Here is a 15,404-nt window from a genome sequence, read left to right as displayed (position 1 = left end):
TCGAAGGCGGGGTGGGTCCGGTTGCGGGGGCGTGAGCGCCATGGATGGCGCGACCGAGCTTACATGGACGTACTTGCAGCGTCCCCCGCAACCGGACCCACCCCGCCATCCCGCAGGAAACCAGCTGTTGCTGTTGCAGTTGCTGTGCTGTTGCCCTGGCCTGAAGGCCTCTGCGGGTGCCGGGCGCAGCCCGGCCGGCCCACCCCCGTCTGCGCATGTAAACGCTTACAGCATTTTTCCGCGAAGGGTCATTTGCACGACACGTCGCTGCCATATTGCGCAGCAACATGCGTCGGCGCGTTGGCCGTGCTAAAAATCGCCCCGCCCATCGCTTAGATCGATCCAAGACGACATCGCGATGGCCCGGGAGTTGGGGAGCAGGACAGGACGTGTCAGGCCATCTGCCAGGCGCTCGTTGCATCTGCAGGGCGAAGGCAAGATTGGCATCACGAATTAGATCGATTCAAGTTTCCGCGTCAGTCAGTCACCGGATCAATCCAGGAGAGAGGGAGAGATGGCAATGAAGCATTCAACACGTACGCAGGGCCACGACGCGTTGTCGCTGGCCATCGCGCTGGCCCTGGCCGCCGCCGTCGCCCCGCTTGGCGCTTCCGCCCAGCAGGCGTCAGCAACGACCGGCACGCAGGACGCCACCACCCTGGACAGCGTCCAGGTCACCGGCTACCGCTACGCGATCGAAAAGAGCCTGCAGCAGAAGCGCGACGCCAACGCCGTGGTCGAAGTGATCACCGCCGAGGACGTTGGCAAGTTCCCCGACAAGAACGTGGCTGACGCGCTGCAGCGCGTGCCCGGCGTGGTCATCACCCGCAGCGGTGGCGAAGGCAAGTCGGTCAGCGTGCGCGGCCTCGCGCCCGACCTGACCCTGACCCAGTTGAACGGCAACTACGTCGCCTCGTCGGAAACCAACAACGAAGCTACCCGCTCGTTCAACTACACCCTGCTGCCGTCGAACATGCTGTCCAGCGCCGAGCTGTTCAAGTCGCCGGAAGCGCGCATCGACGAAGGCGGCATCGGCGGCACGGTGATCCTGCATACCCGCCGCCCGCTGGAGATGGAAGCCAACTCCGGCTACGTCAACCTGGAAGGCACTTCGTCCGATACCAGCCACGACGTCGACCCGCAGGTGTCGGCGCTGTACTCCTGGCACAGCAAGGACGAGCGCTTCGGCGTGCTGGTCGGCGTGACCCAGCAGAAGCGCACCAGCCGCACCATGGAGACCAGCACCGAGGACTACCAGTGGTACGGCAACAACACCACCGCGCGCGATGCCAACGGCAACCTGCTGGAACAGGATGGCATCCACTACTGGTGGGGCCAATCCGGTTTCAACAACCAGACCGGCACGAACTACAGCGAATTCTTCATGCCGACCTCGGTGAACTTCGCGGTGAAGGAAGAGAAGCGCGAGCGCAAGGGCGGCCAGCTGACTTTCCAGTTCAAGCCGATCGACAACCTGACCCTGACCGCGAACTACTTCCGCTTCGAACTGCAGGGTGACTACACCCAGAACATGTTGAAGGTGCCGGAGTGGAACCTGGCCCGCTACAACGGCGATGGCAACTGGGCCGGTGGGCGCCTGCTCAACGGGCTGAGCTTCGATCCCAGTGGCAGCATCGTCACTGGCGCGCAGTACGAAAAGCTTGCCGGCAAGACCTATTACTGCAGCGAAGACCAGGCGGCCGCAGCTGGCCTGCCGCCGGGGGGCTGGGGTCCGGATGACTGCACCATCCCCACTCCGCAGCTGACCGGTGGCTACAGCAAGGAAAAGGCGCTTTCGCAGACGGCCGACCTGACCGTCGACTGGGACATCAGCCCGCTGTGGAAGGCCAGCTTCACCGGCGGCCGCACCTGGTCCAAGGGTGGCCCGTCGATGAATTTCCGCATGTCTGCAAAGCCCCGCCGCAAGGTCGGTGACCAGTGGCAGGCGGGCAACCAGTACACCGCGTGGGACCTGACCGACACGCCGTCGCTGACCGTCTCGCCGGACATCCAGCAGCAGCTGATGGCCGGCATCGCCGAGGTCGATACCGGCTCCACCGATTCGTCGTGGATGCAGACCGAGGTCAAGCAGAACTACTTCCAGGCCGACGTCACCAAGATGTTCGAAGCCGGCTGGCTGGATTCCATCCAGTTCGGCGCCAAGTACCGCGACGGCCAGGTGCACCGCAATACCGGCAACACCTACTGGGTCTGCCAGGGCCTGGACCCGGCCGACTATGACAACAATCGTTACCAGGCCGGTTGCGATCCGACCGCAGGCAATGCGCAGCCGGGCTTCTTCCTGTCCAACCCGATCAGCAACATCGCCGGTGGCTTCAATGCCAACGTGTTCCCCGGCATCAACTACCCGGCCTACATCGACTACCTCAACCAGACCTACGGTGGCTCGCACAACCGTACCGAGGAAGACTTCGTCTACGACGTCAACGAGAAGATCTACTCGGGTTACTTCCAGGCCAACTTCCGTACCGACCGCGTGCGCGGCAACGTCGGCGTGCGCGTGGTGCGCACCAAGCAGTTCGCCCAGTCCAGCGATTCGGTCGAGCGCTTCAACGACTACTTCGTGGACAACGCCGCTGGTGCGCCGATGAGCTGCGATGACCCGGCTGCCGATCCGAACCTGCGTTGCCAGGGCGGCTTCGTGCGTCTGCCGGACAACCAGGTGCGCGACAAGGTCTATACCCTCAGCTCGCTGGAAAAGACCTATACGGACTTCCTGCCGAGCTTCAACATCGCTTGGGACATCACCGACAACCTGGTGCTGCGCGGTGCCGCGTCGAAGGTAATTGCGCGCCCGGGCTACACCAGCATCGCCTATCCGGGCGGCCTGCAGTACATCAGCCAGGAATACAGCAATGATCGTCGGGTCGCTGGCGGCACCGACACCCCCGGCTGGTACGGCTCGGGCAGCAACAAGGCACTGGAGCCGTTCAAGGCGGTGCAGTTCGACCTTGGCCTGGAGTGGTACTTCAAGCCGGGTTCGGTTGCAGGCGTGGCGTTGTTCCGCAAGAACGTGGACAACTTCACCGTGCCGGTCGTGCGCGACCAGCAGATGAGCGTCGGTGGTGAAACGGTGGTGGTGCAGAAGTACAGCACCGAAGCCAACGGCCGCGACGGCGTCTCGCAGGGCGTGGAGCTGTATGGCCAGTACACCTTCGACTTCGGTCTGGGCGTGCAGGCCAACTACACCTACAACGACACCAACCTGGCCTCGATCGTGCTTGATGGCGAAGAGATCGGTTCGTCGCCGCTGGTCGGCAGCGCCAAGAACCAGGCCAACGTCACCGTGTTCTACGAGAACGAGAAGTTCCTGGCCCGTGCCTCGTACAACCGTCGCGGCGAAGTGGTGGGCGGGCTCAACAACGGCCTGACCACCTACACCAAGCCGTACAGCCAGCTGGATCTGAACGTGGCCTACAACCTCACGCCGGACTGGACGGTCACCGCGGCAGTGCTGAACGCCACCAAGTCCGAGCTGCGCAGCTACATCGGCAATGACAGCCAGGCCCGACTGCTGTCCAACCTGTATGCCGGGCGCCAGCTGTACTTCGGCGTGAACTGGAAGTTCTAAGGCATTACCCCCGCCTGCGGGCGGGGACGATCCTCCACGGCAGCCGCGCTGGTACAGGTGGCTGCCGTTTTTCGTGGCCCCTGCGCCGCGGGAGCGCTTGACCCTGCCATCGTTGCAAGGTGCACACTGCCTCCACCCCCAAGTGCATCGAAGGAGCTACAGATGGAATTCCATGTGGAAGGCATGACCTGCGGCGGCTGCGCGCGCAGCGTGACCAAGGCGATCGAGCTGGTCGACCCGGCGGCGACGGTGTCGGCCGACCCGCCCAGCCGCCGCGTGCAGGTGCAGACCTCGGCCAGCGAAGCGCAGATCATTGCAGCGCTGACCGAAGCGGGTTTCCCGCCGCGCCCGGCCTGATCGCCTGACCCACTGCATGAACGATGCCCGCCCCGTGCAACTGCCGGGGCGGGTATTTTCTTTTCCGTATGTCGTCTTCAGGTCCTGCGCGCGCGCCTGCGTACCACCCCGGTGGGCGCCGCCACCGGCGCAGCGCCCTCCTCGCCTTCCCCCAGCCGCTGCAGGATCGGGCACTCGGGACGATCATCGCCGGCGCAGCAGCTGATCAGTGATTTCAGCGTATCGGCCATCTGCCGCATGTTCTCGATGCGCTGTTCCAGATCATCGATGTGCTGCTCAGCCAGGCGCTTGACGTCGGCGCTGTGCCGCGAGGTGTCGTTCCACAGGCCCAGCAGGTCGGTGATCTCGGCCACCGAAAAGCCGAGATCACGCGCGCGACGGATGAAACGCAGCCGGTGCACGTCGGCCTGCGAATAGGCGCGATAGCCCGCGCCGGTGCGGTCAGCTGGCGGAATCAGGCCGATCTGCTCGTAGTAGCGGATCATCTTGGCCGACACGCTGGATGCCTTTGATGCTTCACCGATGTTCATGCCAACACTCCTTTACTGGGCCGCATGGGGCGCCTCGACCATCGGCGCCTGGAAGCGCCTCAGGCGCAGCGCATTGCCGAGCACGAACACGCTGGACAGGGCCATGGCACCGGCGGCGAACACCGGCGACAGCAGCACGCCCCATACCGGGTACAGCGCACCCGCCGCGACCGGAATCAACGCGGTGTTGTAGGCGAAGGCCCAGAACAGGTTCTGGCGGATGTTGCCGATGGTCGCCTTCGACAGCGCGATGGCATTGGGCACGCCCTGCAGGTTGCCGGACATCAGCACCACGTCGGCCGATTCCACCGCGACGTCGGTGCCGGTACCGATGGCCAGGCCCACATCAGCTTCGGCCAGCGCAGGCGCATCGTTGATGCCATCACCGACGAACGCAATCTGCCCGTAGGCCGCCTTCAACCGGCGCACCGCCTCCACCTTGCCTTCGGGCAACACCTCGGCCACCACTAAATCGATGCCGAGCTGGCGGGCGATGGCCTGCGCGGTAGCGGCGTTGTCACCGGTAATCATGGCCACCTTCAGGCCCAGCTGGTGCAGGGCGGCAATAGCGGCCGGCGTACTCGGCTTGATCGGATCTGAGACGGCGATGATTGCCGCCAGGCGGCCATCGATGGCGGCATACAGCGGCGACTTTCCTTCGTTGCCGAGGCGGTCGGCCAGCGCAGCGAACATGCCGATGTCCACGCCCAGCGAACGCATGAAGCGATCAGCACCCACTTCCACCCGCGCACCGTCGACGCTGGCACGCACGCCCATGCCGGTCACCGACTCGAAATCAATCATCGGCGGCAACGCGATGCCCTCCTCCGTCGCCGCCTCGACAATGGCGCGGGCGATCGGGTGCTCCGAGCGCGACTCCACCGCCGCCACCCGCGCCAGTACCTGCGCACGATCGAAGCCGTCGGCGATTTCCAGATCGGTCAGCAGCGGGCGACCTTCGGTCAAGGTGCCGGTCTTGTCCACCGCCACCACCTTGGCGTCCTTCAACAGCTGCAGCGCCTCGCCCTTGCGGAACAGCACGCCCATCTCGGCACCACGGCCGGTGCCGACCATGATCGAGGTCGGCGTCGCCAGCCCCATCGCGCATGGGCAGGCGATGATCAGCACGGCCACCGCGTTGACCAGCGCGAAGGTCAGCGCCGGCGACGGCCCGAAGATCAGCCACACCAGGAAGGTGGCCAGGGCCGCCAGCATCACCGCCGGCACGAACCACAGCGTCACCTTGTCGACCACGGCCTGGATCGGCAGCTTGGAACCCTGTGCCTGTTCAACCAGACGGATGATCTGCGCCAGCATGGTCTGCCCACCTACCGCCGTCGCACGCAGGGTCAGCGCGCCCTTCTGGTTGACGGTGCCGCCAACCACGCTGCTGCCGGCCGACTTCTCCACCGGGATCGGCTCGCCAGTGATCATCGATTCGTCGACGTAGCTGCGACCCTCGGTCACCTCACCATCCACCGGCACGCGCTCGCCCGGACGCACTTCCAGCAGATCGCCCAGCAGCACCTCGTTGATCGGGATATCGACGATGCGCCCTTCGCGGCTGGCGTGCGCCACCTTGGCCTGCAGGTTGACCAGGCGCTTGATCGCCTCCGAGGTGCGGCCTTTCGCGCGCACCTCCAGGAACCGGCCGAGCAGGATCAGCGCGACGATCACCGCCGCCGCTTCGTAGTAGACATTCACCGTGCCCGCCGGCAGCAGGCGTGGGATGAAGGTGGCCACCACCGAATAACCGAACGCCGCCGCGGTACCCACCGCCACCAGCGAGTTCATGTCAGGCGCCAGGCGCAGCAGCGCCGGGAAGCCCTTCTGGTAGAAACGCCGGCCGGGAATGGCCAGGACCAGCGTGGTCAGCACGAACTGCAGGTACCAGCTGGCCTGCATGCCGATCGTGGACATCACCCAATGGTGCATGCCGGGGATCAGGTGCGAGCCCATTTCCAGCACGAACACCGGGGCCGCCAGCACGCTGGCCAGGATCAGGTCGCGCTTCAGCGCCACCCGCTCGGCATCCTTCTTTTCCGCCGCTTCCTCGTCGACCTGGGTACCGCCATCGATCGCGCGTGCCGCATATCCAACCTTGTCGATCGCCGCCACCAGTGCATCGATGCCGGCAACTCCGCGCACGGTCGCACGCTCGGTGGCCAGGTTGACGCTGGCGTGGCTGACGCCCGGTACGGCCAGCAGCGCGCGCTCCACGCGGCCGACGCAGGACGCGCAGGTCATCCCTTCCACGGCCAGTTCAGTGGTCGCGGCGGGTACTTCGTAGCCCACCTTCTCCACTGCCTGGATCAGCGCATCGCGGTCGACCGGGCCAGAGGAGCGGATGTCCGCGCGCTCGGTGGCCAGGTTGACCGACACGCTGGCGACCCCCTCGACCTTGGCCAGGGCCGCTTCAACGCGGCCAACACAGCTGGCGCAGGTCATGCCTTCGATCGGCAGGCTGATGGTGGAAGCCGTCTCGTGGACGGCTGTGGGGCTGGAGGTGCTCATGGCCTGGTTTCCCTGGTTCCATCTGGAGGATGGTGACCAGCCTAGACCTTGCCATCGTGGGAAGGTCAAATCCACCCCACCCCGCCAACGACCCACCCATCCCGCGCGCGCCCAGTAGAGCCACGCCATGCGTGGCTGCCCGTCAAATCGTGGCTGGCGCCGGGCCATGCCCGGCACCGCCTTCCCTCAGAACGTGAACACATACTCCAGCGCGAACTCGCGTCCCACCGCACCCAGCAGGCGGGTCGGCGCGAAATCGTAGTCGACCTTGTACGGGTCCTTGTGGTTCCAACTGGTCGCATTGAAAGCGTTGTTCACGTACAGATTGACCTTCATGAACTCGGTCACCTGGTAGCCGACGTTGAAATTCCAGGTAATGAATGGCCCCACCCGCCCGTAGTAGCGCGCCGTCTGCTGCCCCGCATTCGGGTTCGGATTGGCCGATCCATCCGGGCGCGTGGCGGGTTCCAGGCAGTTCAGCGACGGGCTGTCGCTGGGCACGTAGCCATCGGCGAACGGCAGGCAGCCGCCGGGATTGTCCAGGCGGTCGGTGCCCCAGTGGTAGCGCACGCCCGGCACCGAGCCGATGCGGTCGGCATACACGTTCGCATTCCAGTTGCCACCCTGCCACGCCAGGCTGGCGCGCAGCTTGCTGCGCAGGTCACGGTCGCGACGCTCAGGGTTCGGATCGTTGGCGTAACGCTGTTCTTTCGTCGAAATCTGGTTGGTGTAGTTCACCCCCAGCTGGAAGCTGCCCCATGCGGCCGTCTCCAGCCGGTAGCGCGCGCTCAGGTCGATGCCGCGCACTTCGCGGCTGGCCAGGTTGAACGGCCCGCGCTCGATCGACACCAGCCGGCCGCTGCCGTCACGGTTAACCCGGGCCAGGATGCCGGCGCAGTAAGCCTCACCTGCCGGGTTCGCCCACGGCGTGCCGTCCATGTTCTTGCCGGTCAGGCAGCCGGCCTCGCTGGCCAGCACCTCGTCCGCGCCGACGTCGACGATCATGTCTTCCAGCTTGATCGCCCAGTAGTCAGCGCTCATCGACAGGTTCGGCAGCACGTCCCACACGAAACCGACCGTCCACGAATCGCCGGTTTCCGAGCGCAGCAGTGGCGTACCCCGGCGGTTCACGTCGAACGCGTACCAGACATCGGTATTGCCCACGCCGCAGTTGTTGACCAGATAAGCGCCGCTCTCGATGCAGCGCAGGCGGTCGTAGGTCAGCACTTCGGAACTGCTGGCCTGGCCCAGCAGGTAGTGCATGTCCGGCGCGTGGAAGCTGGTCGCGTAGGAACCGCGCACCAGCAGCGACTCGAACGGCCGCCATTCCAGGCCGGCGTTCCAGGTGGTTTCCTTCTGGCTGCCGATATCCAGCGCTTCGCCGCTGCCGTCGGCCTTGTAGCTGCCGTACCGGTCGTAGCGTGCCGCCGCGGTGGCGATCAGGCTGTCGGCCAACGGGATCTTGAATTCGACACCGGCCGAGTAGCGGGTACGCTCGCCACCGCCGCGATCGACGTTCTGCAGATCGAAATCGATGCCCGCGCGCGGGTCCGGGCTGAGGTGATAGCCCTGCTTGGCCACTTCGGCCACCGCTGCGAACGAGATCGGCCCGGCCCAGCCCTGGAACAGTTCACCGGTGATATCGGCCGAGGCCTGGTTGACGTAGGACGACGCCCGGTTCTTCGCTACCGTGCCCATCTGCCAGTACTGGTCCGGGGTGATCGGGTTCCACCAGCGCGACTCGTTCAAGGCGTAGATCGCCTCGCCATCGCCGGTGGTGCCCAGCCGTGGGCCGAGGAAGAAGTCGTACGACTTCTGCTCGTCGACCACGTTCTGCCGCTCCTCAACGCGGTAGTAGGAACGGCCGACCGTGGCGCTCCAATCGAAACGATCGGCCAGGCGCCCGCGCAGGCCTGCGCTGATATCCCACGACAACTCGCGGTTGGTATTGCGCAGCGTGTCCAGGCCACCGACTTCGTTCGGGGTGAACTGGCGCACGCCGAGCACCGGGCGATTGCGGTTGGCATCCCAGTAGTAACCGTTGGCATCGTCGATCAGCGACACGCTCGGCGGATTGGTGCCCCAGATCGCTTCGGAACGGTATACCGCCAGGTTGCTCCAGGCCTGCAGATCGTTGCCGAAATCGAAGGTGGCATACAGGTTGCCCGACAGGTTCTCCGAGCCTCCGGTCAACAGCCAGTTGGCGTAGTCGGCGCTCATGCCGCAGAGGCGGCCGGTGTTGCTCACCGTATTGGCGTTGTAGTTGTAGACCAGGCGGTCGGCGGTGTAGTACTCGCCAGCGAATTTCTCGCAGGTGCCGTCGGGCGGCGCCAAGCGCTGGCCGTTGCTGGGGTCGATCAACGCCAGGCCAGCGGTGGGACGGAAACCGACCTTGCGCTGCTCCATGTTCCAGGACGGGTACAGCGCATCGTCGGCGTCGTCCATCTGCGGCCGGTCACGGCCGAACAGCGGATCGCGCTTGGTGTACTGCAGAGCGTAGGTCACGCTCCAGTTGTCGCCGGTCTTGCCGCCCGCCCAGGACAGATCCCAGGTGTCACGCCCGCCTTCGGTGGAGGTACCGCCGCGCACGCGCACTTCGTCGCCGTCGTAGTTGGTCTTGAGGATGACGTTGACCACGCCGGCGATGGCGTCTGAACCGTAGATCGCCGAAGCGCCGCCAGTCAGCACTTCGATGCGTTCGACCGCCGCCGCCGGAATGTTGCTGTAGTTGGAGAAATTGGTCTCGCCGCCATAGGGCAGCGGATAGTCGGCCACACGGCGGCCATTGACCAGCAGCAGGCTGCGGTTGGGGCCCATGCCGCGCAGGTTCAGGCCGCTCGCATTGGGGGTGTGCGAGCCCCACTGCGATGCCGCCTCGACCGTGCCGGTCGCCTCGGTCAGGGTCTTCAGTGCGTCGTAGACGGTGACGAAGCCTTCCTTCTGGATCTGTGCGGCGCTGATCACGTTGACCGGGGCCGGGCCCTCGACGCTGGCACGCTTGATGCGCGAACCGGTGACGGTGACCGCATCAAGATCCTTGGTGGGCGACGGGGCCGCGTCCTGTGCGCCAGCGGCAAACGGCAGCAGGGCCAGGGCGAGGGCGAGGGCGTGGGACAGCAGATGACGGCGGTTGCGGACGGACTGAGCCATGGGTGGTTGCTCTTGGATGGTGGACGCGCGGTCGGATGGCGATCCCGGGCGTTGAATCGATCCATCTCGATTCGACCGCCCTCCCCTGTGGATCGATCCAAACTAAAGCACAGCTGAACCACGCCCAGCATGCGGCGGCGCAGCATCCACGCGACACACGTCGTTGTTGCCTGTTGGGCTGCAGATGAATCAATGGGTTGCACGACATCGTTATGGAAGCAGCACAGATGTCGATGACACGATCACGACAGTCGCGCGCAGAACGGTTTTGTCCGTGATCGGGTTGCGCGTTCGCCGGGCATGGCCCGGCGCTACCGCGCATGCACCCATCGCGGTGCGGACCCGCCCCGGTAGCGCCGGGCCATGCCCGGCGGATTCGGTCAGCCGTCGAGCGCCTTCCGCAGCGCACTCACCGTGGCGGTGTCTGTCTGGCTCCAGTCCGGGTCCAGCCCGCGCAGGGCCGGGTTCTGGAACTGCATGGCCGAACGTCGTTGCCCCTTGGCCGAGGCATGCAGTTCGAGACAGCCGGTCTTCCGCGCCACGGCGGCGATGTTGCCCGGGCCCAGCCCTGCGCCGGCCATGACGCTGATCCTGCCGGCCGCCTGCGCGACCAGCGCGGCCAGTACATCGGCACCGGCGTCGGCGCTGGCCTGGCCGCCGGACGTCAGCACCCGCTGGCAGCCCAGCCCGATCACCTGCTCCAGCGCCGCCGGCAGATCGCGCGCGGCATCGAAGGCACGGTGGAAGGTCACCTGCAACGGGCCGGCCGCGTGCAGCAGTTCGCGGCACAGCGGCAGGTCGATATCGCCCCGCGCATCCAGCGCACCGATCACCACGCCATCGCAGCCCAGCGCGCGGCACTGGGCGATGTCGCGCAGCATCAGCTCGGTTTCCAGCGCGTCGTAGTGGAAATCACCTGGACGCGGCCGCACCAGCACGAACAACGGAATCTGCAGCCGCTCGCGGGCGATTGCGATGCTGGCAAACGACGGCGTGGTACCGCCTTCGGCAAGGTTGTCGAACAGTTCGATGCGATCTGCGCCACCGGCCTGCGCGGCCAACGCCGAAGCCACCGAATTGCTGGCGATCTCCAGCGTCAGGCGTGCGCTCACGCCTGCGTGCTCGTATAGATCGACGGTGAGTCGCGCAGGTCGTCCTGGCGCTGCGCATCGCACACCGCGTAGACGAAGCCGCGATGCAGTGCATAGGCACCCACCTCGCCCTGCTTGTTCATGGCAAGGAAGCAGACCTGCAGTGTGCGGCTGGCCTCGGGGCGCTTGCGCACCACCCGGTCGATCGCTTCGCGGCAGGCCTGTGCCGGCGAACGGCCCTGGCGCATCAGCTCGACCACCAGGAACGAGGCCGCGTTGCGGATCATTTCTTCGCCCACACCCGAGGCGGTGGCCGCGCCCACTTCGTTGTCCACGTAAAGGCCGGCGCCGATGATCGGGCTGTCGCCGACCCGGCCGTGCAGTTTCCAGGCCATGCCGCTGGTGGTGCAGGCACCGGCCAGGTTGCCCTTGGCGTCCAGTGCCAGCATGCCGATGGTGTCGTGGTTGTCGCTGTTGCCGGGAAGACCGCGGCGCTCGGCATTGATCTGCGGCGCGTACTTTTCGGTCTTCAGCCACTCACGCCAGGCCGCTTCGGCCTTCGGCGTCAGCAGGTGCTGGCGCTGGAAGCCCTGCTGCACGGCGAACTGCTGGGCGCCCTCGCCCACCAGCAGCACATGCGGGCTGTTCTCCATCACCCTGCGGGCCACCGACACCGGGTGCAGGATGTCGACCAGCGCAGCAACCGCGCCACAGCGGCCGTCTCCATCCATGATGCTGGCGTCCAGGCTCAGCACGCCGTCGCGGTCCGGGTTGCCACAATGGCCGACGGTGGGATTGCACAGCTCGCTTTCGGCCCAGCGTGCACCGGCTTCCACCGCATCCAGCGCACTGCCGCCCTGCGCCAGTACCTTCCACGCGGCCTGGTTGGCCGGCACGCCGAAGTCCCAGGTCGAGACCACCTTGGCGCCACCGTGCGTACGCGCCTTCACCGCCGGCAACGCTGCCACGCCTGCGGCCAGTGCACCGGCCTGCAAAAACTGCCTGCGATCCACCATCTTCGCCTCCGTCTGCATGCTGCGCCCGCCGGCCCGATGCCGGCAGCGCCGATCAATCGTGCGCGGGGGTCCGCGCTGCGTGCCAGGCTGCGGCACCGAGCACACCCAGCTGGCCATGTTCGACCCGCCACACCGGCACCTGGCGCAGCACGTCGGTCAGCACCCCCTTGTTGAGGAAGCGCTCACGGAAACGGCCGTCGGCCAGGAAGTCCTGCACATGGGTGGAAATGCCGCCGGCCAGGTACACCGAGCGCGCGCCCACGGCGATCGCCGCGTCGCCGGCCAGGCTGCCCAGCCAGGCGCAGAACACCTGCAGGGTTTCCACTGCCAGCGCGTCGTCGCCTTGCCGCGCAGCCGCGATCAGCGCTTCGGTGCTGGTCCATTGCGGAGCCACGCCGCGCAGTTCGCACAGGCAGGGATACAGGTTCATCAGGCCGCTGCCGGACAGCACGCGTTCGTTGTCCACATGCGGCCAGCGCTGCAGCAGCTGGCCCAGCACATGCAGTTCCAGCGCATTGCCGGCGCCCAACGCAGCGTGGCCGATCTCGCTGGCCAGCACCGGGCGCTCGCCATCGGCGAAGCGCAACGCGGCGCCCAGGCCGGTGCCCGGCCCCAGCACCAGTGCCGGGAAGGTCTTGGCCGGATCGGCATCGCCATTCAGCGGCACCAGCGTGTCGGCCTGCAGGTAGGGAATGGCCAACGCCACTGCTTCGAAATCATTGATCAGCTGCAGGTCGGGCAGGCCCGACTCGCGGCGCGTCGCCGACAGCGACACCGTCCACGGCAGATTGGCATTGATCAGGGTATCGCCGTCGAGCAGGCCGGCGATGGCGACCACCGCACTGGCCATCGGCTGGCCGAGACTGGCGGTGAAATCGGCCAGGATCGCCGCCAGGCTGGGGTGGTCGGCACAGGCGTAGGTGCGGTAGCTGCCCAGCCGCGGCGCCTGCCCCGGCAGGGTTTCAGCCAGCGCAAGACGGGCGAAGGTACCGCCGACATCGGCGACGACCAGGCTGCGGGGGACGCCGCTGCGGGCGGACTCGGATGGCGCCGGGGACACTGCTGCAACGTTCACGCTGGCCTGCTTGGATCGATTGAATCGTGCCGATTCTCAGGCATTGGACGGCCTTTGCCTAGCGCGGCGACAGCGCCGCCCGGGGTCACATGCCTTCCTGCTCGGCCACCTGCACACCGTCCACCAGCACCCGCAGGCGCTGCGGGCGGAACCCGGCGAACAGCAGCGGCCGGGTCCGCTCCACCAGCACTTCATGGCCGGCGATATGGCGCTGCCACGACTGTACCAGCGAGAACGAGAAGTGCGTGCCCGGATGCAGCGGATGCTGCACCCAGACCTTCTCGCTGGCGCTCTGCAGCATCATCGCGCCGGTGAACCAGTGGCGGCTGAGGGTGACCGGCGTGGTGCCGGCCATGAAGCGGATATCCATGCTGCGTCCTTTCGTGATGGAAGCTGGTGATCGAAGCCCGGCCCGCGCCCGCGCTCAGGGCTGCGCGGTCTGCAGGCTGTAGCTGGTGCTGGCGGTGAACACCGCACCATCGGGCTGGGTGGAGCGCACCTCGACCTTGTGGCTGCCCACGGCCAGGTCGGTCGGCAACGCGCCACGCCACAGGTGCGGCGAGGCGGTGGCTTCCGGCGAACGGTCGTAGCCGCGCAGCGTGGAAGCCAGGTCGTCGGCCACGTTCTCCACCAGCAGGCGCGGATCAGGCTGGCTGACCTGCTTCATCGGCTGCCAGGCGCCGCCATCGACGCGGTACTCGACTACGCTGGCGTCCTCGCCCATGTACACGTTGGCATAGATGCCCCACGCCGGGTACGCGCCCTTGCGCAGCACCTTCGGTGCATGCAGGCCGATCTGCTCGCTGGCGGCCGCACCGGCCACCCGGTACTGCAGGCGATAGCTGCCGTTGCCGGCCACGTCCAGCAGCGCATAGCCCTTCGGCGTGCCGTCGCTCATGGTGCTGTCCGGTACGCCGGCGGCATTCTTCACGCCTGACCAGAACGCACCGCAGTTGGCACCGACGTTGTACTCGTGCAGCGGCCTGGCGCCCTGCCAACCGTCAGCCTTGCCGTGGTAGACGTGCTGCTGGGTGTGGCTGTGGCCACTGAGCACCAGCACGTTGCGGAAGTCCTTCAGCAGGTCGAACAGGCGCTGGCGGTCGGCATGGCGGAAGGTCTCGCGCCCCGGTGCCGCATCGAACAGCGGGATGTGCATGCCCAGCACCAGCAGACGGTCCTTGTGCAGGCCCTTCAGGTAGGCAGCGAGGAAAGCGAACTGATCCTCGCGCAGGCCACCCACATACCTGGGCTTGGCGTTGGGGTCGTACACCACGTCGTCGAGGAACACGAAACTGGCGCCCCCCTCTTCCACTGCATAGGTATCGGGGCCGTAGATGCTGCGCCAGCTGTCCAGCGAATGCGTATCATTGGCCGCGTCGACATCCAGGTCGTGGTTGCCGGGTACGTGGAACCACGGCACGCCGAGTTCGGTGGTGACCTTGTTGATCGCCGGGTACAGGGTCAGGTCGTCGTTGACGATGTCACCCAGGGTGGTGCCCAGGCGGGCCTTGGTCTGGCCCACCAGCGGCGCCACGATGGACTGCCGGTAGTAGCCGATGTCCTGCAGGCTGGCGGTCTGCGAGTCGGTGAACACCAGCATCTGGAAACCACGGCGGCTGTCATGCCGGTCGTTCTGCAGGGCGAAGTCCCAGTTGCGGGCAACGTCACTGGTCGCGGCGATGCCACCGTACTTCAGCGCCGGAGAACCATTCGGCCGGTAGTGCCGCCAGAACGACGGCAGGCCGTCGGCGGCCTTCGGGAAGGAATACGCATCGGGCTTGATCACGAAGACCGTCTGCCCGTCACGCACCGGCAGGCTGTAGCTGCCGTCCGCGGCGGTCTTGACGATGGTTTCGCCGTTGGACACCTGCACGCCGGCCAGGCCAGGATCGGTCGCACCGCGGCCCGGCTTGCCGTCACGCTCCAGATAGACCTTGCCGCTGACCACGGTATCGGCGGCCCACGCCGGCGAGGTCAGCAACAGGCAGCACAGCCAGGCGGCAGGCAGTTTCATGGGGGCGGTCCGGGAAAAAGAGACCGCCTATTGTAGATTCCGGCGATGACATCGCGCACGCGATT

10 protein-coding genes are annotated in these 15,404 nt (G+C 66.4%); 2 read left to right on the top strand and 8 right to left on the bottom strand.

The window, feature by feature from the left end:
• Window positions 1-514: 514 nt before the first annotated feature.
• Together ABIA73_RS19405 and ABIA73_RS19400 are read left to right on the top strand one after the other, a co-directional pair.
• Window positions 515-3,592, top strand: a complete 3,078-nt coding sequence (locus tag ABIA73_RS19405; RefSeq protein WP_354276181.1) for a TonB-dependent receptor — start codon at window positions 515-517, stop codon at window positions 3,590-3,592.
• A gap of 162 nt (window positions 3,593-3,754) precedes the next feature.
• Window positions 3,755-3,949: a heavy-metal-associated domain-containing protein gene (locus ABIA73_RS19400; RefSeq protein ID WP_025874804.1), complete on the top strand. Its 195-nt coding sequence runs from the start codon at window positions 3,755-3,757 to the stop codon at window positions 3,947-3,949.
• 77 nt (window positions 3,950-4,026) lie between these two features.
• Here ABIA73_RS19400 and cueR read toward each other — a convergent pair whose 3' ends face one another.
• The 8 genes from cueR to ABIA73_RS19360 form a co-directional block, all read right to left on the bottom strand.
• Complete coding sequence (cueR, locus tag ABIA73_RS19395; RefSeq protein ID WP_346603528.1) at window positions 4,027-4,479, bottom strand: Cu(I)-responsive transcriptional regulator; 453 nt, start codon at window positions 4,477-4,479, stop codon at window positions 4,027-4,029.
• 12 nt (window positions 4,480-4,491) lie between these two features.
• Window positions 4,492-6,993, bottom strand: coding sequence for a heavy metal translocating P-type ATPase (locus ABIA73_RS19390; RefSeq protein ID WP_354276180.1), 2,502 nt, complete (start codon window positions 6,991-6,993; stop codon window positions 4,492-4,494).
• Window positions 6,994-7,179: 186 nt separating this feature from the next.
• Complete coding sequence (locus ABIA73_RS19385; RefSeq protein WP_354276179.1) at window positions 7,180-10,143, bottom strand: TonB-dependent receptor plug domain-containing protein; 2,964 nt, start codon at window positions 10,141-10,143, stop codon at window positions 7,180-7,182.
• Window positions 10,144-10,523: 380 nt separating this feature from the next.
• Window positions 10,524-11,255 (bottom strand): copper homeostasis protein CutC, encoded by a 732-nt coding sequence (locus ABIA73_RS19380; protein WP_354276178.1) that lies wholly within the window; start codon window positions 11,253-11,255, stop codon window positions 10,524-10,526.
• Window positions 11,252-12,250 (bottom strand): glycosylasparaginase, encoded by a 999-nt coding sequence (locus ABIA73_RS19375; RefSeq protein WP_180831219.1) that lies wholly within the window; start codon window positions 12,248-12,250, stop codon window positions 11,252-11,254. The genes ABIA73_RS19380 and ABIA73_RS19375 overlap by 4 nt, the downstream gene beginning before the upstream one ends.
• Before the next feature lie 52 nt (window positions 12,251-12,302).
• The gene (locus ABIA73_RS19370; RefSeq protein ID WP_032975527.1) at window positions 12,303-13,325 is read right to left on the bottom strand and encodes a glucokinase; all 1,023 of its coding nucleotides are present in this window, start codon (window positions 13,323-13,325) and stop codon (window positions 12,303-12,305) included.
• Between the two features lie 85 nt (window positions 13,326-13,410).
• Window positions 13,411-13,695: a hypothetical protein gene (locus tag ABIA73_RS19365; protein ID WP_025874818.1), complete on the bottom strand. Its 285-nt coding sequence runs from the start codon at window positions 13,693-13,695 to the stop codon at window positions 13,411-13,413.
• A 54-nt stretch (window positions 13,696-13,749) separates the two neighbouring features.
• Entirely contained in the window at window positions 13,750-15,339 is a 1,590-nt protein-coding gene (locus ABIA73_RS19360; RefSeq protein ID WP_354276177.1) for a calcineurin-like phosphoesterase C-terminal domain-containing protein, read from the bottom strand.
• Window positions 15,340-15,404 lie beyond the last annotated feature (65 nt).

The sequence above is a fragment of the Stenotrophomonas sp. 2694 genome, from assembly GCF_040548715.1.
In the GTDB taxonomy this organism is placed as follows: Bacteria; Pseudomonadota; Gammaproteobacteria; order Xanthomonadales; family Xanthomonadaceae; genus Stenotrophomonas; species Stenotrophomonas indicatrix.
The sequence above is the reverse complement of the archived record's forward strand: the minus strand, read 5'-3'. Positions and strand labels throughout refer to the sequence as shown.